This window comes from Paraburkholderia sp. TE9906, assembly GCF_056279605.1.
In genome coordinates this window covers 130,812-150,462 of sequence record NZ_JBWCCT010000010.1, presented here as the reverse complement: position 1 = coordinate 150,462, position 19,651 = coordinate 130,812, and the positions used below count along the sequence as shown (strand labels likewise).

General features: G+C 61.4%; 16 protein-coding genes and 1 pseudogene. 8 read left to right on the top strand and 9 right to left on the bottom strand.

The window, feature by feature from the left end:
- Positions 1-43: 43 nt before the first annotated feature.
- The 3 genes from ACZ9H4_RS25905 to ACZ9H4_RS25895 are packed head-to-tail and all read right to left on the bottom strand — an operon-like array spanning position 44 to position 3,416.
- Positions 44-850, bottom strand: a complete 807-nt coding sequence (locus tag ACZ9H4_RS25905) for an NAD-dependent epimerase/dehydratase family protein (RefSeq protein ID WP_408147199.1) — start codon at positions 848-850, stop codon at positions 44-46.
- 31 nt (positions 851-881) lie between these two features.
- Positions 882-1,625, bottom strand: coding sequence for a GntR family transcriptional regulator (locus ACZ9H4_RS25900; RefSeq protein WP_408147197.1), 744 nt, complete (start codon positions 1,623-1,625; stop codon positions 882-884).
- A gap of 51 nt (positions 1,626-1,676) precedes the next feature.
- Positions 1,677-3,416 carry an IlvD/Edd family dehydratase gene (locus tag ACZ9H4_RS25895; protein ID WP_408147364.1) on the bottom strand — a complete coding sequence of 580 codons (1,740 nt, stop codon included), beginning with the start codon at positions 3,414-3,416 and terminating at the stop codon, positions 1,677-1,679.
- A 143-nt stretch (positions 3,417-3,559) separates the two neighbouring features.
- Here ACZ9H4_RS25895 and ACZ9H4_RS25890 point away from each other — a divergent pair, with 143 nt between their 5' ends.
- Together ACZ9H4_RS25890 and ACZ9H4_RS25885 are read left to right on the top strand one after the other, a co-directional pair.
- On the top strand, positions 3,560-4,558 hold the full coding sequence (locus tag ACZ9H4_RS25890; protein WP_408152285.1) for a 2-hydroxyacid dehydrogenase: 999 nt from the start codon (positions 3,560-3,562) through the stop codon (positions 4,556-4,558).
- Positions 4,559-4,599: 41 nt separating this feature from the next.
- Positions 4,600-5,529, top strand: coding sequence for a dihydrodipicolinate synthase family protein (locus tag ACZ9H4_RS25885; protein ID WP_408152284.1), 930 nt, complete (start codon positions 4,600-4,602; stop codon positions 5,527-5,529).
- Between the two features lie 69 nt (positions 5,530-5,598).
- On the opposite strand, the gene ACZ9H4_RS25880 is transcribed toward ACZ9H4_RS25885, so the two are convergent.
- The 4 genes from ACZ9H4_RS25880 to ACZ9H4_RS25865 form a co-directional block, all read right to left on the bottom strand.
- On the bottom strand, positions 5,599-6,765 hold the full coding sequence (locus tag ACZ9H4_RS25880; RefSeq protein WP_408152283.1) for a mandelate racemase/muconate lactonizing enzyme family protein: 1,167 nt from the start codon (positions 6,763-6,765) through the stop codon (positions 5,599-5,601).
- A gap of 119 nt (positions 6,766-6,884) precedes the next feature.
- Positions 6,885-8,177 carry an MFS transporter gene (locus tag ACZ9H4_RS25875; RefSeq protein ID WP_408147190.1) on the bottom strand — a complete coding sequence of 431 codons (1,293 nt, stop codon included), beginning with the start codon at positions 8,175-8,177 and terminating at the stop codon, positions 6,885-6,887.
- Between the two features lie 73 nt (positions 8,178-8,250).
- Positions 8,251-9,558 carry an MFS transporter gene (locus ACZ9H4_RS25870; RefSeq protein WP_408152282.1) on the bottom strand — a complete coding sequence of 436 codons (1,308 nt, stop codon included), beginning with the start codon at positions 9,556-9,558 and terminating at the stop codon, positions 8,251-8,253.
- A 100-nt stretch (positions 9,559-9,658) separates the two neighbouring features.
- Positions 9,659-11,206, bottom strand: coding sequence for a UxaA family hydrolase (locus tag ACZ9H4_RS25865; protein WP_408147186.1), 1,548 nt, complete (start codon positions 11,204-11,206; stop codon positions 9,659-9,661).
- A 236-nt stretch (positions 11,207-11,442) separates the two neighbouring features.
- On the opposite strand from ACZ9H4_RS25865, the gene ACZ9H4_RS25860 reads away from it, so the two are divergent.
- Together ACZ9H4_RS25860 and ACZ9H4_RS25855 are read left to right on the top strand one after the other, a co-directional pair.
- Positions 11,443-12,381: an SMP-30/gluconolactonase/LRE family protein gene (locus ACZ9H4_RS25860; protein ID WP_408152281.1), complete on the top strand. Its 939-nt coding sequence runs from the start codon at positions 11,443-11,445 to the stop codon at positions 12,379-12,381.
- Between the two features lie 84 nt (positions 12,382-12,465).
- Complete coding sequence (locus tag ACZ9H4_RS25855; RefSeq protein WP_408152280.1) at positions 12,466-12,870, top strand: heme-binding protein; 405 nt, start codon at positions 12,466-12,468, stop codon at positions 12,868-12,870.
- Between the two features lie 148 nt (positions 12,871-13,018).
- Here ACZ9H4_RS25855 and ACZ9H4_RS25850 read toward each other — a convergent pair whose 3' ends face one another.
- Positions 13,019-13,936, bottom strand: a complete 918-nt coding sequence (locus ACZ9H4_RS25850) for a LysR family transcriptional regulator (RefSeq protein WP_408152279.1) — start codon at positions 13,934-13,936, stop codon at positions 13,019-13,021.
- A 115-nt stretch (positions 13,937-14,051) separates the two neighbouring features.
- On the opposite strand from ACZ9H4_RS25850, the gene ACZ9H4_RS25845 reads away from it, so the two are divergent.
- From ACZ9H4_RS25845 to ACZ9H4_RS25830, 4 genes and pseudogenes are all read left to right on the top strand, one after another.
- On the top strand, positions 14,052-15,215 hold the full coding sequence (locus ACZ9H4_RS25845) for an alpha/beta fold hydrolase (RefSeq protein ID WP_408152278.1): 1,164 nt from the start codon (positions 14,052-14,054) through the stop codon (positions 15,213-15,215).
- 100 nt (positions 15,216-15,315) lie between these two features.
- Positions 15,316-15,486, top strand: a pseudogene (locus ACZ9H4_RS25840) (DUF2252 family protein); the annotation flags it as partial.
- Between the two features lie 258 nt (positions 15,487-15,744).
- Positions 15,745-16,725 (top strand): transporter substrate-binding domain-containing protein, encoded by a 981-nt coding sequence (locus ACZ9H4_RS25835; RefSeq protein ID WP_408147176.1) that lies wholly within the window; start codon positions 15,745-15,747, stop codon positions 16,723-16,725.
- Positions 16,726-17,623: 898 nt separating this feature from the next.
- A complete protein-coding gene (locus ACZ9H4_RS25830) occupies positions 17,624-19,021 on the top strand; it encodes a PQQ-dependent sugar dehydrogenase (protein ID WP_408152277.1) in 1,398 nt (465 codons plus the stop codon).
- A gap of 285 nt (positions 19,022-19,306) precedes the next feature.
- On the opposite strand, the gene ACZ9H4_RS25825 is transcribed toward ACZ9H4_RS25830, so the two are convergent.
- On the bottom strand, positions 19,307-19,651 hold the full coding sequence (locus ACZ9H4_RS25825; RefSeq protein ID WP_408152276.1) for a DoxX family protein: 345 nt from the start codon (positions 19,649-19,651) through the stop codon (positions 19,307-19,309).

Below are 19,651 nucleotides of genomic sequence, written 5' to 3'. Positions count from 1 at the left end.
GCATGTCGCCGTCCATCACGCCGAAGCTCATTGGCTGCCGCTGTCAATCGATCCGCAGCGGATCACCGTCGAATTCGACCAGGCAGCCGAAGCCGCCATGAAACAGCGCTTCACGCGCATCTTCCGCCTTTCCCGTTGCCGCGATCTCAGCCGCGTACAGTTCGGCATCGTCTTCCGGCACGAACCCGAGATAGCGTACATTGGCGTTGTCCCAGCGATTGCGCGCGTTATTGGATACGCCATACACGACCGCGAAGTGAAATTCCGGATAGTCGATACAGCGGCGCGCCACCTGCACCATGTCGCGATGGCTGATCCATGTGAAGAGGTGACGCGGTGCGGTTGGCCGGTCGTCCGGGCGGAACGAGCCGATGCGAATGCATGCAACCGACATGCCGTGCTTGTCGGCGTACATCCGGCCAAGCGCCTCGCCGAACACCTTCGAGATGCCGTAGCGGCTATCAGGGCGCGGCTCGACGCTGTTGTCGATCATCCGGTCGCGACGATGAAAGCCCACCGCATGGTTTGAACTCGCAAACACCACGCGCTTGACGCCCGCTTGCCGCGCCGCTTCGAACACGTTGTAGCAACCCTCGATGTTCATATCGCGGATGCGCTCCCAGCGAGCCTCGTCAGGAATGCCGGCAAGATGCACGACGACGTCGACACCCTCCATGGCCGGGAGAAGATCCTCGAGCCGCGTGATGTCCGCGGTCACGATTTCCTCGCCTGCCTGCGCCGGCGCCTGCGGCGCAATATCGGCGAGGCGCAGTGCATAGTGCCCCTGGAAACCGGCGCGGAGCACACGTCCAATGTGACCGGCCGCGCCGGTAATCAGTACTCGAGTCATTGATACCCTCTCTGTGATTCAGCAAATACGGTTAATCGGTTGCGCCCTTCTGTACCGCGTAGCCGGCCGAGCGGCGATGGTGCGCTTCAAGATACGCGTCGCGCGATGGCACCAGGTGTTCCCGGCACAGCTTGATCAACGATTCCCGGTCGCCGGTTCGAAGCGCCTCGATCATCTGGTGGTGCTCGGCGCGCGCCTTCTCCAGATACTGAGGAAACACGATAGACACCGAACGGATGGCATGCGTGCGGCGTTCATATTCGCGAATCGCCTCGGTTAGAACCTGGCTTTCCGACAACGCAAAGAACGCATGGTGAAAGGCCATGTTCGCGCGGAACACGCGCCGCAGATCGCCTGCGATGGCTGCTTCGTCGTGCTCTGCCTGAATTGCCGTCAACGCATCGAGCGCCTCGCTACTGACCGGAAAAACAATACGCCTCGCCGCGTCGGCTTCCAGCAGTTCGCGCAGCGCATACAGTTCAGTGACCTCGCGCGGTGTAAACGACTTGACCACCGCGCCCACATTCTTGCGGCGCTCCACCAGGCCGCGCCGCTCCACCTCCGCCAGCACCTGACGTGCAACGTGGCGTTTCAGGTTGAAGCGCTCGCACAGATCGTCTTCCACGAGCCGTTCGCGCGGATGCAGAACGCCCAGAACGATCTGTTCCTCGAGCTCGTCCGAGACGCTGCGCAGCGTCTCGTCGACATTGCGGTCGCGTTCGACCGTCTTCGCAGTGGGTGCATCGGAGCGTTTGGGCGTGGCAGCGTTGCTCATAAAAGGGTCCGCAAAATGATCCAAGCCGCGAGCCTATACGAAAAAATGACCTTAATCCTTCTTTCCGTTGCCGGGCACGGTTGCAGTCATCCGGGCAGCTTGCAGAAAGTCGAAGTCGCAGCCCTCGTCTGCCTGCGTGATCGTCGTCAGGAAGAGCTTGCGATAACCACGCTCGTCAGGATTGACCTCGCGCGTCGGCAACGCCGCGAGACGAGTTGCAATTTCTTCGTCACCAAGGGCAAGTTCGATCGACCGCTCGGCCACGCTCAGGCGAATCCGGTCGCCCGTTTGCACGATCGCGAGGGGACCGCCGATAGCCGCTTCGGGTGTGACGTGCAAGACCACTGTGCCGGACGCCGTTCCGCTCATGCGGCCGTCCGAAATGCGCACCATGTCCTTCACACCCAGGCGGCCGAGCTTGCGCGGAATCGGAATGTAGCCCGCTTCCGGCATTCCGGGCGCACCGACCGGACCGATCCGCTTGAGCACGAGGACGTCGTCCGCCTCCACGTCCAGTTCCGGATCGTCGATGCGAAGAGCCAGGTCCTCCGCGTCCTCGAAAACAACGGCCCGCCCTTCGTGCTCCATCAGGCTGGCGCTTGCCGCGGACTGCTTGATGATCGCGCCGCCCGGCGCGAGGTTGCCACGCAGCACCGCAATGCCGCCTTGCGGAAAGATCGGGCGGTCAAACGGGCGGACGACTTCTTGCGCGAAGCTCGCCGGAGCGGCATCCAGTTCCTCGCCGAGCGTACGGCCGGTCACAGTGAGCGCATCGAGATGCAGCAGCCCTCTTATCTCGCGCATCACCGTGGTCAACCCACCGGCGCGATGCAGGTCTTCCATGTAGTGCTGCCCAGACGGCTTCAAATCGACGAGCACCGGCGTTTCACGCGCCATCCGGTCGAGCTGCTGAAGGTCGATGCGAATCCCGAGCCGGCCCGCGATTGCCGTGAGGTGAATGATGCCGTTGGTCGAGCCGCCGATTGCGAGCAGCACCCGCAACGCGTTTTCGATCGCCTTGGGCGTCAGGATGGTCGCCGGACTCAGGTCCCGCCCGATCATGGCCACGGCCTGCGCGCCGGTGCGCTCCGCAATGCGGATGCGGTCGGCGGTCACGGCAGGCGCGGACGCACCGCCCGGAAGCATCATGCCCAAGGCTTCCGCGATGCAAGCCATCGTGCTCGCGGTTCCCATCACCGAACAGGTTCCGACCGTTGCCACGAGCTGATTGTTGACCGCTTCGATCTCGGCTTCGTCGATCTGGTCGCCGCGGAAACTCGCCCAGAAACGACGGCAGTCCGTACATGCCCCCACCCGTTCACCGCGATGCGAGCCCGTGAGCATGGCACCCGTCACCAGTTGAATGGCCGGAACGCCCGCCGCCGCCGCACCCATCAACTGGGCCGGGACGGTCTTGTCGCAGCCACCGATCAGCACCACCGCATCCATTGGCTGGGCCCTGATCATCTCCTCCGTGTCCATCGACATCAGGTTGCGCAGGTACATGCTGGTCGGATGCGAAAAGCTCTCGGCAATCGAAATCGTCGGAAATTCGACCGGCAGCCCGCCAGCCAGCATCACGCCGCGCTTGACCGCCTCGATCAATTGCGGCGCGTTGCCGTGGCACGGGTTGTAGGCGCTGCCCGTGTTCGCGATGGCGACGATGGGACGCGATAGCGCGTCGTCGGTATAACCCGCGCCCTTGATGAACGCCTTGCGTAGAAAAAGCGAGAAACCTTCGTCGCCGTAGTTCGTCAGGCCCTGCCGCAAGCCGCTTTTCTTCTCGCTCATTATCGCTCCTAGATCGTCAATGAGATTATCAATAATCTTGACGGGAATGTTACCGATACTTATAGTCTGTCTGCAAGCGATTCTTTTTGATCGCGCTCGATGCCGCCTGGCAACTCTCTCCAACAGCATTCCGCGAGGTCTTCATGAAGCATGTCGTGGCCTATCGTCCGTTGCCTCCTGCCGTGCTGGGGCTACTCCGTGAGCACTGTTCCGTCGAACTGGTCGACGTATCCTCCGGCGACCTCGCGCCGTTCAGGCGCGCCCTGGGCACGGCTCACGGCATGGTCGGCAACAATCTCAAGATTACGCCTGAGATCCTCGATGCAGCGCCTGTGCTTCAGGTCGCGTCCACCATTTCGGCCGGCTTCGATGCATTCGATGTCCCCGAACTCTCGCGCCGCGGCATCGTTCTGACGAATACGCCGGAAGAAGTCACAGAAACCACCGCCGACCTCGTGTTCAGTTTGATTCTCGCGACCGCCCGGCGCATCTCCGAACTCGCCGACTGGACCCGGCGCGGCCAGTGGACGCGTACTGTCGGCGAGGCGCAATTCGGTGTCGACGTGCATCACAAAACGCTGGGAATCGTCGGGCTTGGGCGCATTGGCAGCGCGGTTGCCAGGCGGGCCGCCCTCGGCTTCGGCATGGACGTGATCTATTCCAACCGCTCGCGCAACCCCGAAGCAGAGGAACGCTACGGCGCGCAATGGCGCCCGCTTCCCGAACTGCTCGCGACTGCGGATTTCGTCTGCGTGCTTGTGCCGCTATCGCCCGCCACCGAGCGCCTGATCGGTAGCGCGGAACTCGGGACCATGAAGCCTTCGACCATCCTCATCAACTGCGCTCGCGGACAGGTCGTCGACGAGGCCGCCCTCATTGCGCATCTTCGTGAAGGCCGCATTCTCGGCGCCGGTCTCGATGTGTTCGAACGCGAACCGGTGGCGCCGGACTCGCCGCTGCTCCAGTTACCGAACGTGGTAGCGGTGCCGCATATCGGTTCCGCTACGCGACAAACGCGCGAGAACATGGCCATGCGCGCGGTGCGCAATCTCATCGATGCACTCGACGGCCAGCTCTCGTCGACCTGTGTCAATCCTGAAGCGCTCCACGCCCGCTCGTCTGCGCAACAGATCGCCGGCTGAATGGCGCGAAATACTGTCACTTCAATCAAAAGGAACACGTGATGACCTCAGTCAACCGGCCCCGCGGCGTCTACTCGCCCGTGGTCACGCCGTTCACGAGAGACCTTCTTCCCGATCACGAGCGCTATGTCCGTCATTGCCGATGGCTGATCGAACAGGACGTCGGACTCGCTGTTTTCGGCACCAACTCGGAAGCGAATTCGCTGGCCGTCAGCGAGAAAATGAAACTGCTCGAAACGTTGGTTGGCGCGGACATTCCGGTCGATCGCCTGATGCCAGGCACCGGCAGTTCCGCACTCACCGACACCGTCGAACTGACACGCCATGCGCTTTCGCTGGGCGTGAACAATGTGCTGATGCTACCGCCGTTCTACTACAAGGGCGTCACCGACGAAGGCCTGTTCCGCAGCTATGCGCAGATCATCGAGCGCGTGGGCTCCGACGCATTGCGCATTTACCTGTATCACATCCCGCCGGTGTCCCAGGTGCCGCTCAGCCTGGCGCTGATCGAGCGGCTGCTAGCTGCTTTCCCGGGCGTAATCGCCGGCGTGAAGGACAGTTCGGGCGACTGGAGCAACACCCAGGCCATGCTCGAGCGCTTCCAGCCGCATGGCTTCGATGTGTTCGCCGGCAGTGAAACCTTTTTGCTGGCCACCATGCGCGCGGGGGGCGTCGGCTGTATCACGGCAACCGGCAACGTCAATCCAGCGGCGATCGTGCAGTTGTATCGTCACTGGCAATCGGCCGACGCCGATGCCCGTCAGGCAGCACTGGATGCCACGCGCGCGGTGTTCGCCAGGTTTCCGATGATCCCCGCGCTCAAGGCAGCGATCGGCGTGTATTCGAACGACCCCGAGTGGGGCGTCGTACGTCCTCCCCTCGTCGATCTGACGCCAGCGCAGTGCGATGCGCTCGCCGCCGCCCTCCGCGAAATCGGCTTCTCGATGCCGGGGGTCGAAGTCGTCGCCTGATGTCGCGCAGAAACACCCGCCGGCTGCACGTACAACCGGCGGTTTCACCTGCTATTCGTTATTTCGGCTTCACGCCCAATCGTCGAGCGCGTATTCGTTCAGCGCGGCTTCATCGAAGTCGAATCCCAAGCCGGGACGAGTCGGCACGGTCAGCTTGCCGTCCGCGAACGACAGTTGCGTATCCACCAGCCGACGGAAATTCAGCACCTGATCGTCAGGAAAAAATTCGACATAGCGCGCGTTCGGCGTCGACGCCACCAGATGCACGTGCAGATCGTGAAACCAGTGCGGGCACATCGTCACGCCCACGGCCGCGGCCGACGCCGCAATCCGTCGCCATTCGCTGATCCCGCCGCATACCGCCGCGTCCGACTGAAGGATCATGGCCGCGCGCTTGTCGAGCAGCGCCTGATGCCGCCAGCGCCCCGCTTCTATCTCACCGGTCGCAACGGTCACCGGCGTGCGCCGACTCAGTTGCGCATGGCTTTCCACGTCATCCGGACTGAAGGGCTCTTCTATCCAGTACGGATTGAATGGCTCGTACCGGCGCATGTATTCGAGCGCGGTCGGAACGTCGGACCAGGCGTTGTTGGCATCGAGCATCAGCAGCACGTCGTCGCCGATCGCTTCTCGCGCCGCCCTGATCCGCGCTTCCTCGCTGCGCGGATCGAGCCGCCCCACCTTCATCTTCACGGCGCGAAACCCCAGCGCCACGTAACCCGCCATCTCTTCGCCGAGATGCTCTGGCGTCTTGCCTTCGAGGTAATAGCCACCGCTGGCATAGGCCGGCACGGTGGCGCTACATGTGCCGCCGAGATAGCGGCTCAACGGCAGGCCGGTCGCGCGTGCATTGCGATCCCACAAGGCGATGTCGATGATGGACAGCGCGCGCATGACCGAGCCGGCACGCCCTTGCAGCAATGACTCGTCGTACATGGCGCACCACAGGCCTTCGACATCGAGTGCGGCGCGCCCGCGCAACAGCGGCGCGAACAATTCGCGCACGGCATACGTGACCAGCATGCCGGCGCGATTGCCGCTGTAGCAAAAGCCGATGCCGTAGTGGTCGTCGGCTGTCCTGACGCGCACGACCGTGTAGTCGCGGGCAGTGACGAGACGGGTCGAGAATGCTGTGTGACGGTCAAGCGGCACCCGGATGGTGCGCGCCTCCACCGAAACGATCCGCGCAGGGGCCTGATAGTCGGTATGCTCAGGTTCAACGATGACGTGTTTCATAGCAATAGATCGACTCGAAAAAATAACGATGCTCACGGGACCGATCGTGCAGCCGCGCGCACGGTCGCAGTAGGTTGGCCGCGTGTCGCCCTGACGGCTCGCGTGGCAGGGCGGGCCGCTTATGCCGCGGTGGTGTGCGTCTCGACTGTCCCGGCTGCCGCGCGCCGGCCGATGACCAGCAGCATTGCCAGCACGCCAACCAGATCGACCGCAGCGCCGAGCATGAAGCCGCTGCTGTAACCGCCAAGGTACTGGACCGCTAAACCCATCATGGTCGGACCGACGATGCCCGAAATGTTGCTCATCAGGTGAACAAAGCCGCTTACGCCCCCAAGATGCCTGCCCGGCACAAGTTCGTGCATGATGGCCCAGCACGCTTGCGACGAAGCCGTCAGGAACAGCACGGCGAACGCGACCAGCAGTACTGCGGGTGTTACGGAATCGACCATGCTCACGCCCACGAGGGCGAGACCCGAGAGCGCGAGCGGCACGATCGCCGAGACCTTGCGCGCCAGCAGTTTGTTGCTCGCGCGCTTGAAATACGCGTCGGCGACGAGGCCGCCGCCGAAGTATCCGATCCCGCCGCATGCCCATGGCACTGCGCTCAGAATGCTCATGTGCTTCATGTCCAGATGCAGCGCATTGGTGAAATAGCTCGGCATCCAGGAGATGAACACGAACAGCGTGTAGTTCACCGCGAACAGGCCGACGCCGAGCGCGAGCGTGCTCGGACGAAACAGGTAGCTGCGCAGCGGCGTGCTTTCGTCGCCGCCTTCTGCCGGATGTGCCGCGTTGCGGCTCGCTTCGACCATCTCGCGTTCGGCCTGACCGACCCACGCGCTTTGCGCCGGCTTGTCGGTCGCGAATATGCGCCAGGCGACGATCCACGCCAGGCCGAACGCCGCGATAATGACAAACGACGTGCGCCAGCCGTAAGCAATGGCAATCAGTCCGACCACCGGCCCCGCGATCGCGCTGCCTACCGTCTGGCCGGAAAAGGTAAAGCCGACCATCGTCGCGGTTTCATGCCGGGGAAACCAGTTGGTGATGGTCCGGTTGGTCGTCGAATTCATCGGACCCTCGCCGAAACCGAACAATGCCCGGAAGATCAGCAGCGTGCCGAATCCCGTCGCGGCCGCAGTCAACCCGCAAAGAATGGACCAGGTGCCCATCGCCCAGGAAAACACCCTGCGCGGTCCGTACTTGTCGGCAAGTTGTCCGCCGACGAATGCGAAGATGGAATAGCCGAAGAAAAAACTGCTGAACACCACGCCGAGTTGCGACGGCGAAAGACTCAGCTCCTTGTTGAGGACAGGTGCGACTACACCAAGCGCCGCGCGGTCCATATAATTGATCGCGCCCGCAATAAACAGCAGCAAGGCGACAACATAGCGATACTTCCCTGTCTTCATTTTGTCTCTATTCCATGTAATTTAGGATACCGAATTCTGTTATCTGGCACTTCTGTCGAGTGCCATGGAAGTCCTACTTGTTGACAAGTCTTGCGGGAAGCTGCGTCAAGATGAGACATGCGGAGACGATCAGCGACCCCGCAATCAGGAACAGACTCGAATCAAGTGAATGCGTGACCGTCTTTAGCCACCCCACAAGCGCAGGACTGACGAATCCTGCGAGATTGCCAGTCGAATTGATCAAGGCAATGCCCGCGGCCGCACCGGTGCCGCCGAGAAAGGACGTGGGCAAGGCCCAGAACATGGGTAAGGCCGTAATCACGCCCGAAGCGGCAAGCGTCAGACCAAGCAACGCAATATATGTATTGTTGCCCGCGTAGGCGCACATCACGAAGCCCGCAGCCGCCATGCATTGCGGCACGACGACGTGCCAGCGGCGCTCACGTGTACGGTCCGCGTGGCGGCCGACCACTATCATGAGAATCAAGGCGGCAAGATAAGGCACGACCGTCAGCAGGCCGATGGTGAAAGCGTCCGTGATTCCGGAACTCTTTATGATGGTTGGCTGCCAGAAGCCAACGGCATAAGAGCCCATCACAATGCCGAAGAGAATCGTGCACAAGGTCCAGACTTTGAGCGACGTGAAGACCTCGCGTACGGAGCCGTGACTTTTGGTGCGTGCTTCCGCTTCGATTTCCGATGCAATGAAATCGCGGTCCTGAACCGGCAGCCACTTTGCGTCCTTCACCCGGTCGTCGAGGAACCAGAAAATGACGGCTGCCAGGACCACGGCGGGGACCGCTTCCAGAATGAACAGCCACTGCCAACCGGCAAGCCCCGCATGCCCCGCCAGGCGCTGCATGATGAAGCCCGAGATCGGCCCGCCGACAATGCCCGCCACCGGGTTGCCCGCCATCAGGAACGCGATCATCTTGCCGCGCCGATGCGATGGAAACCAGTAGGTGAGATACAGCACCAACCCCGGAAAAAAGCCCGCTTCGGCCACGCCCAGAAAGAAACGCAATACGTAAAACATCGTGGGCGTCGTGACCCACGCGGTCGCAGCCGAGAGCACGGCCCAGGTGAGCATGATCCGGGCGATCCAGCGGCGTGCGCCGAGCCGGTGCAGCAGCAGATTGCTCGGCACCTCGAAGAAGAAATACCCGATGAAGAAGATGCCGGCGCCGAAGCCGTACATCGCCTCGCTGAAGTTCAGATCGTTGAGCATCTGGAGCTTGGCGAAGCCCACGTTGACCCGATCCAGATACGCGACCACGTAGCAGACGAACAGCAAGGGCATGAAGCGCCAGGTCACTCGCGTGTAGATGGAGTTGCTTGCCGCGCTGTCAGGTATTCGTATTGCCGGGGTTTGGGTACTCAAGGGCTGTCTCCACTGTTTGGTTGGACTAGCTAGGGGCGGCGGTTTTTCTTATGGGTGAAAATGGCCGTTCGCCCTTGCGACACGCCGAGCCACTGGGGACTCAACTCATGATGCCGATCTGCCACGGCACGAACTCGTGATCGCCTAACCCAAGCATTTCGCTCTTTGTGCGCTCGCCCGATGCGGCTGCAAGAATAGCGTCGAAGATTTTCTGGCCCGTGCTCTGAATCGACGCAATGCCATCCAGGATCCCCCCGCAGTTCAGATCCATGTCTTCGGTCAGACGCGTGTACATCGGCGTGTTGGTGGCGAGCTTCAGCGACGGCACGGGCTTGGCGCCGAACATCGAACCGCGGCCTGTGGTGAAGGCAATAAGATTTGCACCGCCTGCAATCTGACCCGTTGCGGAGACGGGGTCGAAACCGGGCGTGTCCATGAATACGAGTCCCGGTTGCTTTACCAGCTCGGCGTATCGATATACATCCATCAGCGGCCCGGTGCCGCCTTTCATCGCCGATCCAATCGACTTTTCGAAGATGTTCGCCAGTCCGCCCACCTGATTGCCAGGACTGACCTGACCGTTGATCTGAACGTCTCGGCCGACCGAATACACGTCTTTCCACCAGCGGATCCGCTCGATCAGCTTTTCGCCGACTTCGCGGCTGACCGCACGCCGCGTAAGCGTATGTTCCACGCCGTAGATTTCGGGTGTTTCGGAAAGGATGGCCGTGCCGCCATGACGGACCAGCAAGTCCATCGCCGCGCCGAGCGAAGGATTGGCGGTGATCGACGAAAAGCCGTCCGAGCCGCCACATTGCAGACCGATCTTCAGGTGGCTGGCGGGAACCGTCGTGCGCTTCACGCGATTGGCATCGGGTAACAGCGCCCGGACCGCGGCCACGCCGGCCTCGATGGTCCGGCGCGTGCCACCGCTCTCCTGCATGATGAACGTGTGCAGCCGCGAATCAGCCTTCAGGCCTTCCTGATCCATCAGTCCCGCCAGCTGGTTACGTTCGCATCCCAGCCCGACAATCAGCGCCGCGGCGAGATTGGGATGGCGCGCATAACCCGCCATCGTCCGGCGCAGCAGCGCCATCGGTTCACCGCTCATTTCCATGCCGCAACCGATCGAGTGCGTAAATGCAACCACTCCGTCTACGTTCGGGTAGTCCGCTAGCCGTTCCGGCGTGAACCATTCGGCGATCTTGTGTGCGACCGTGGCCGAACAATTGACGGTCGACAGCACGCCAATGTAGTTGCGCGTAGCAACCTCGCCGTTATCTCGCACGATCCCCTGGAACGTAGCGCGCGCGGCTTCGGGCACCATCTCGACGGGCCGGTAGTCCGCGCCGAATGCGTAGTCCCGGTCGAACTCGCGGAACTCGACGTTGTGGCTATGGACCATCGTGCCGGGCGCAATATCCGTCGCCGCAAAACCAATCACCACGTTGTATTTGCGAACCGGCTCGCCTTTCTTGATGAGCGTCGCCGCGATCTTATAGCCTGCGGCCACCTGGCTGCGGCAAACAAAATCTTCCGCCGGAACCGGCGTGCCGATTGCGACGTCGATGCGCGCGATTACCACATTGTCAGCGGGATGCAACCTGATCACCGGCCCGGTCACATTCTTGCTCGTCATCTCAGTCATCAGGCATTGCCCTTCCAGAAATTCGCGCGGGCGCTCAAAAAATAGCGGAAGACGAGTAATCGCTTTCTCGTATAGCCACTACAGTCAATGCGCCACTGCTAGAAACATCAACATTTCAGGCATCTTATGGTACTTCAAGTTCGAATTCAAGAGAAAGCGCTTACTCATTTCGCTTTATACTACCTGTCGTGCCGCCGCAGAGGCGGAAATGCCGGGCCCCCGAACAGGAGATTGAGATGTGGCAACAAGCTGAGCGATACCCCGACCCCCGGGTGATTTCGCTAGACCCTTCCTTCGATAAATACCGCGTGGCCTTTTCGGCTGTCGAGCGGCTGGCTACCGGCTACCGGTGGACTGAAGGTCCGGTATGGTTCGGCGATGGGCGCTACCTGCTCTGGAGCGACATTCCGAACAACCAGATGCTGAAATGGGAGGAGGAAACGGGCGTGGTCAGCGTGTTCCGAAAACCCTCCAACTACGCGAACGGCAACACTCGCGACAGGCAAGGGCGGCTCGTTACATGCGAGCACGGCCGCCGTGTTACACGCACCGAATACGACGGCAGCATCACCGTCCTTCTCGAATCCTTTGAAGGCAAGCCGCTTAATTCCCCCAACGATCTGGTGGTGAAGTCGGACGGTTCTATCTGGTTCACTGATCCGCCGATGGGCATTTCCGGGCACTACGAAGGAATCAAGGCAGAGCAGGAACTGCCGCACTCCGTGTATCGGATCGATGGCGTGACGGGCGAAGCGTCCATCGTCACTCGCGACTTGAAAGGGCCGAACGGCCTGTGCTTTTCACCCGACGAGAAGCTGCTTTACATCATCGAATCGCGCGGTGTGCCCAACCGGATGATCCACGTTTATGAAATGGACGCGGACGGCCGCGGAATCGGTAAAGGACGAATGTTCTATGACGCGGGGGCCGGCACGATCGACGGAATGCGCGCGGACATCGACGGCAATTTGTGGTGCGGCTGGGGCATGGGCAATGACGAACTCGATGGCGTCATGGTCATTTCGCCGCAAGGAAAAATGATTGGCCGAATCGCCCTGCCCGAGCGCTGCGCGAATTTGTGTTTTGGCGGACGCGCGCGTAACCGGCTGTTCATGGCATCGTCGCAGTCCATTTACGCGGTGCACGTCAACACGCAGGGCGCCTTGGGTGGATGACCCGGTTGGCCGCGAAACGTATCCCGGCCACCGGCATGCGCCGGTGGCGACACTCACTTCGAAACACTGACTGATAACCCCGACATGCAAAGCAAACCCGTATTGACCGTTGTAGAAGCGACCAGAATCCTCGAAGCCGCGCGCGCGGAAGCCGAGAAAAACCAGTGGGCCGTCACCATCGCGGTCGTGGATGACGGAGGTCATCTGCTGAGCCTGCTCCGTCTCGACGGCTGTGCGCCGATAGGCGCTTACATCGCGACCGAAAAAGCGCGTACCTCAGCGCTCGGCCGACGTGAATCGAAGCAGTACGAAGACATGATCAACGGCGGGCGGACCGCGTTTCTGAGCGCACCGCTGGCCGGCACACTGGAAGGCGGCGTCCCCGTTCTGATCGACGGGCACGTCGTGGGCGCGGTGGGCGTGTCCGGTGTCAAGCCGGATCAGGATTCGCAAGTGGCCAGAACCGCAGCAAACAGTCTCAACGGCTGATCGATTGATTGATCGTTGAGCGGGACCGGCGTCGACAGCGAAGCATTCTGGAAAGGCCTCGTTGTCTATATAGCCATGAATCGATGCGATTTCACGACCTGCCGTTTGCCCCACTTCGGCTGTGGCGATACAAGTACCGCTCATCGGCCTAAGCGGACGGTGGTCGATCCCAAGGCGGTTCATCGCCAAACGCCCCGGCGAGGTAGTCGACAAACCGGCGCACTTTGAGCGGTATGCGCCGCGCGCTCGGATAAACCGCCTGAATGGTCAGATCAGCCGCGCGATAGGCCGGCAGCAGCGCTACGAGCTCGCCGCGCCGGATGTGCGCGCCGAACACGAAGGTCGGACCGTACACGATGCCTGCTCCGGCAAGCGCGGAGGCGAGCAGCATCTGCGTATTGTTGGCCGTCATCCGGCAAGGTCCGTTGATGACGTGCGCGCGGTTTTTCCCGTCGCGCAACGTCCAGTCGCCTGCCGAGACGGCCTCGCTGAAAGCAAGCCGTTGCGCATGCACCAGGTCGTCCGGCTTGCGCGGCGTTCCATGGCGCTCGAGGTAGGCGGGAGACGCACACACGACCATTCGGCACGGCGCAAGCCGGCGCGTCACAAGCCCCGGGTCCTCCAGCCGTCCGATCCGGATTGCGACATCAACGCCCGCATCGATGAGATCCACGTAGCGGTCTCCGAGCAGCACTTCCACGTTGACGTGCGGATGGTCATCCAGATAGCGCGCCACAACCTCGCCCAAATGCATCGCCCCGAACGTGACCGGCGCCGCGACGCGCAGCACACCGCGCGCCGTGCCTTGCGAGTCGCTCGCTTCCCGCCTCGCTTCGTCGAAGGCTTCGAGAATCCGCTTGCAGCGTTCGTAGTAAGTCTGACCCGTGTCGGTCAGACTCAAGCGCCGGGTGGTGCGCTGGAGTAGCCGTGCATTCAGTTCGGCCTCGAGAGCGCTCACGTGCTTGCCGGCCATCGCTGCCGATAACCCGAAGCGGCGTGCGGCCGCGGCAAAGCTACCCTCCTCGACAGCGGCGACGAATACGCCGAGGCTCGTAAGCCGGTCCATTTTGATTTCCCCATTCGATAACATGATTATCGATTGAACACACCAATCCGGCAATTATCAAGCTGACAACTTGAATCTACTATTCGGGCACCAGCTAACGGACAGGGGCACGGAAATGGAAATCAGGTCGAACGGTACGCGGATTCACGTCATGCAGCGGGGCAGCGGCGAGTTGGCGCTGGTGTTCCTGCACTACTACGGCGGCTCGTCGCGCACATGGAACGCGGTAGCGAGCGCATTGCCCGACCGGTATCGAATCGTTGCCACCGATCACCGTGGCTGGGGCGATTCCGAGGCGCCCGCCGACGGCTACCGCATTGCCGATCTTGCCGCCGATGCCGAAGGTGTCATCGAAGCACTGGGGCTGCGGCGTTACGTGCTGGTCGGTCATTCGATGGGTGGGAAGGTTGCCCAACTTATCGCATCGCGCCGGCCGGGCGGGCTCGACGGTCTTGTGCTCGTCGCGCCGTCGCCTCCGTCACCGATGTTCCTCTCCGACGAGCAACGTGCGACGTTGAGCGGCGCGTATCAGTCGCGCGAATCGGTCGAATTCGTTATCGATCACGTCTTGACCGCAAAACCGCTCGACGCCGCTCGCCGCGAGCAGGTCATCGAGGACAGCCTGAGGGCCGCACCGCAGGCTAAAGCGGCCTGGCCAGATGTGGCCATGCGCGAAGACATCACCGCCGCGGTGGCGTCAATCGACGCGCCGACCATCGTCATCTCCGGCGAACTCGACCAGGTGGATCGCGTCGCGACACTGCAGGCGGAACTGCTGCCTCGCATCCCGCACGCGGCGATGCACGTCCTGGCCGGAACGGGACACTTGTCGCCGCTAGAGGCGCCGGCCGAGGTGGCGCGGATCATCGCGCGATTCGTCGCAGCCATCGAGAACAAGTCAGTCGTGTGCAGTTCGCCCGAGCAGGTCCCGGCCGCTTTCGATGCCGCTCTGAACGCCGGCGATCTCGATGCCCTGCTCGGTATGTTTTGCAATCGAGCCACGATGCGGATGACGAATGGCGAGGTGGTACAGGAGAGCCCCGCCGACTTGCGCATGGGCCTCGCTCACTTGCTGGCACTGCGCCCACACATCCGTAACGACGTGCGTCGTGTACTGACGAGCGGCGACCTAGCCCTCGTCCTGCTCGACTGGACCCTGAACGTGACGCTACCGGACGGCCGGGAGCACGAAGAGTGCGGCACCGCTACGCAGGTTATGGAAAAGGGCCGCGACGGTGGCTGGAGGCTGCGGATCGCCAATCCGCCTGGGCTGAAGTGAATGGCACCACAGGCGTGACGTCCTTCGCATATCTAAAGGAGCGCAACGAGCGACGCTTGAGTGAGCGAATCTCACGCTGGCGGGTGCACCGAACTCTGGGGAGATCGGCGGATACATTGGACGTGGCGAACAGATGGTCGATGCGCTCGTCAAGTACGCGGATGCATACGCCGATCAGATGGAGCATGATTACGAGGTGTTTGTCGAAGCTCGCCGCTCAGGCTGGCTCGAAGCCCGCACCGACGTCGACATGGCGGCGGATTTCCGCGTCTGGTCATGGGGTCGCCGCGCGGTCCCGTTTCGAATCGCCCCGACATCGATCAGGCGTGCATGGACGATGTTCGACGTGGCCATTCACGTGCTCGCACATGTCGCGCCATACGAATTCGGGAGGGAACGGATGCACGCGCCGTCGAAATGGTCGTTCACATTGAGTGCCCTCGTGCTCGCTTCGTCCGCGATGGACCCCAGCTACGCCGTGGAGCGCGCGGCTATCACGGCCTCGGTCGCGGACAGTCCGTTGCGGGTCGTGATTGCGCCGATCGCGCCCTTCGTGTTGCCGCAAACCACGACGCCGGCAGGCTTCAGCATCGACCTATGGACCGAAGTGGCGCGCCGCATGCGCGTGGACTTCACATGGGTAGTGATTTCGGCGCGGGCCGATGTGCTGCCCACCTTGCAGCGCGGTCAGGCGGATGTCGCGATATCTGCTGTCACCATGACGCCGGAGCGCGAAAAGATCGTGGACTTTTCGCTTCCCTATTTCGACTCCGGCCTGCAGATCATCGTCCGCACGAAGAACGAAAGCAGTTTTCTGACGACTTTCTGGTCAATTCCGTGGCGGCTCATCGGTGAGCTTCTGGGCGTGGCGATCGCCATCGTCTTCCTTCTCGCCAATCTGGTCTGGTTGATCGAGCGCCGACAGGACCGTAATTTTCAGAAGCCGTATGTGCGCGCAATCGGCGAAGGTCTATGGGTGACCATGTTGATCATCGCAACCGGAGAGCACGGCGAACGCGACGCAGCCAACATGTGGCGACGCATATTGGTGCCCTCGATGTGGTTGATCGGCGTCGTGCTGATTGCCCAATTGACGGCAACGGTCACGTCTTCGCAGACCGTCGCGCGTCTGCAATCGTCCATTCGGGGTCCGGACGATCTTCCCGGCAAAACCATCGGTACGGTGCCGGGTACCGTCGCGGCAAACTACCTGACTCAACGCGGCTTGCCCTTTGTCAACGTGACGACCGCCGACGAAGGAATGCGTATGCTCACGCAAGGCGACGTGCAGGCCATCGTCTACGATGCGCCTACCCTTCAGTACTGGGCTGCCAAGCGCGGCAATGGCTTTTTCCAGGTTGTCGGGCCAATATTCCGGCCGGAAAAATACGGTATTGCCGTGGCCGAGGGTAGTCCGTTGCGCAAGAGAATCAACGAGGCGCTGCTCGCGATGTACGAGGATGGAACCTATGAGCAGATCTACGGGAAGTGGTTCGCACCAGCGAAATAGATAATCAGGCACGTCTGCTGAACGCTGCATGATCGATGCGTGCGGCGCTCGGGATAAAAGGGCCGCCGACCTCATTGATCGCTGGCGCTTTCGCTGCCCATGTCACCGGTTCTCGCGCGGCACGCTCCGCCGCCGCCAAATCGGGTTAATTTGCAAGATCGACATATGAAACGCTCTCAGCGCGCCGAAAGAAACCTCGCGCGCGAACCATCGATGATTCTCCCCAGGCTATACAGGCGCGCCTTGATGCCTTTGTGACGAGGACTCGGGGTTGGGGACAACACGCCATCAAACAGAAACTCCCCCTGAGACCGTCGTACTCGCTGGGCCCACCCGCCGCAATGCACGACTGAGGTCGACGCCCAGAGAAGACGACTAAGCCGAACGCGCCCGCAAGCGATTCATGGACCGTTGTTCGGCCAAAGCCGACGGCGGCCGATCAGGAAACGTGCGGCCGTTCCAGATCGCTTTGCCGACATTCGCGACTAGATGCCGGCGAAGCTCAGCTTTCGTCATTGACGAAGAGTCGTCTCGACCCACTGCGGCCATTCGGACATTGCTCTGCGCCACGACAACTTTCGGTTTGGTTCGAGAGGATCGCACTGCCGCGCATCCTTGTGAATAAAGCGCAGTGGTGGGGCAATGACTCAAGTGCCGGCGTTGCTTTTCTCGCCACCGACAAACCAGGTTTGGGCATCCAGCGTTTTTGCCAGGGGCGCGCGTGCCGCGCTGCATCTCATCGGCCCCTTCAGGTTACTTGCGTGGCGAGCGGTGACAGTCTTTTGTCCGCCGCCCGCGAGCGGACGGTCCAATATTGAATGATCTGCGGCGTCAAAACCAACGATTCACGCGTGTTGCGTGGCGCTGCCTCGCGGTTCGATCCGTGCGGGAGGATAAAATGTCGCGCCATATGGAAAAGTGGTTATTCCAAAGCCGCGTAATTGCCGCGCTGGCACTGCTGCTGACGTTGCCATTTTTGACCAATGCGGCGCACGCGGCTCGCCCGGGTGCTGCTCCGCCCGAAGCCACGGCTGTTGCGCAGTCGGTTACGTGTCAACCCACTTCCGTCACCAGGCCGCAACCGAACCTCCCAAGGGGTTTTACCGAGCAGATTATGTACCGTGGCTGCCTTAATCAGCCGACCGCGATAAGTTTCAACGGAAATAAGACCAGGGTTTTCGTTGCCGAGAAGGGCGGCAAGGTTTGGAATTGTGATTTGGCGAGGCCTACCTGCACGTTATTTGCCGACCTTGGCAGTGAAATCTGCAACGATAGCGACCGGGGACTTCTTGGACTTGCAATCGATCCTCAGAATGATGGCAATGTCTACGTTCTTTACACTACGGCTCCTGCTACAGGAGCGTGTAGCGGAAACGTTCTGACCCGCGGCCAACTTTCGCTTTTGACGGTGTCGGGCGAAACGAAGCTCCTTCCCCCCGCCGGGTCCACCCATCAGACGTGGTGCTTTTACTACACGTCTCACAGTATCGGGGCCTTAGTCTTCGGAGCCGATAACAGAACCCTGTATGTCAGTGCCGGCGACGGCGCCAGCTTCGACCAGGTGGATTACGGGCAGTTAGATAGCGCTTGCGGCGATGGTACAAATCTGCCGCAGGGGGCATTTCGCAGTCAGAGCGTTTCGCCTTTCAGCGATGGCGTTATTCTCCGGATAACGAACCCAAGTACCACAAGCCAAAGAGTTTCCGTTGTCGCAAACGGCTTGCGCAATCCTTTCCGTTTCGCCCGGATGCCCGACACGGATGACCTGTATGTCGGCAATGTGGGTTGGAACACCTGGGAGGCCATTGATCACGTCAGCGTCGCCGGGCAGAACTTTGGCTGGCCGTGCTTCGAAGGATGGGATCCCAATAACAACTTCGGTCCGGCTCCTGAGAGCGAGTACCAGAGCAGTGCCTATTGTGGGAGCGTGGGGGGTGTCACCGCGCCGTTCTTTGCGTATGCTCATCAGAGTTACATTACACCCGAGGACAGCCGAGGAAAGGGTTGCGGCGCCAAGCCGTCCGGCGGGGGCCCGGATCAGAACGGCAGTGTGATCTCCGCCATCGGGTTCACTGACGGCACCAGCACGACCTATCCTCATCCGTTCAAGAGCGCTCTGTACTTTGGCGACCTTCTCCGGAAATGCATCTGGACAATGCAGCCTCCGGATACCACGCCTCGGACATTTGCAAAGGGTCTGCAGGGAGGGCCAGTGGATTTGAAAGTTGGACAGAACGGGGACCTTTTCTATGTAGACCTGATTACCAGTACGGTGAGGCGAATTACGCACAGATAGGAGGGGGATTTCTGCGGACCCGTCTCGGCGGCAGGTTAAGCGGAATGGCCGTTTGGTGGGGCGGAGCTGACATCTGAGCGTCCGAGCGACGGGCGGGCGAATGACGGCTCATGGCCGATCATCGCCTCATTCGATCGGCATGAGCGTGCCGCCTACGCCGAGATATTGACCGACGGCACGCGACCCGCAAGCGACGGTCGCCGCTCTCAACAACGGACCTTCGCCAAGGGCAATGTGGGTTCCAGGCTTCGCGTACCGGGCTCACGCGCCTGATGGCGAGAGGCTTCAACTGCGGACCGCCATAGTAACCACAATGAGAGCCGAGAAGATCAGCGCCGGCGCCAAATGCCGGAACGGCTCCCGGTTTCGTAGCAACGTGATGAGCGCGCCAATCATGATCGCACCGGCCAGCGTTAGGCCTAAAACTCTGGTTTGTTGTCCAAGAAGAAGTGCGGCACTGAGCAGTTCGAGCGCGCCACAGAGCAACCGGAACCATGCCGGGTAACCCCAGCGTGCGAAGTCGCGCTTCACCGCGCCGCGTCCTGCGAGATTGACCGCCCCAGCAACCGCGAACAGAACCGCTACGATCGTCGTGAGAATCGATTCGAAAGATACACCGTTCCATGTCAT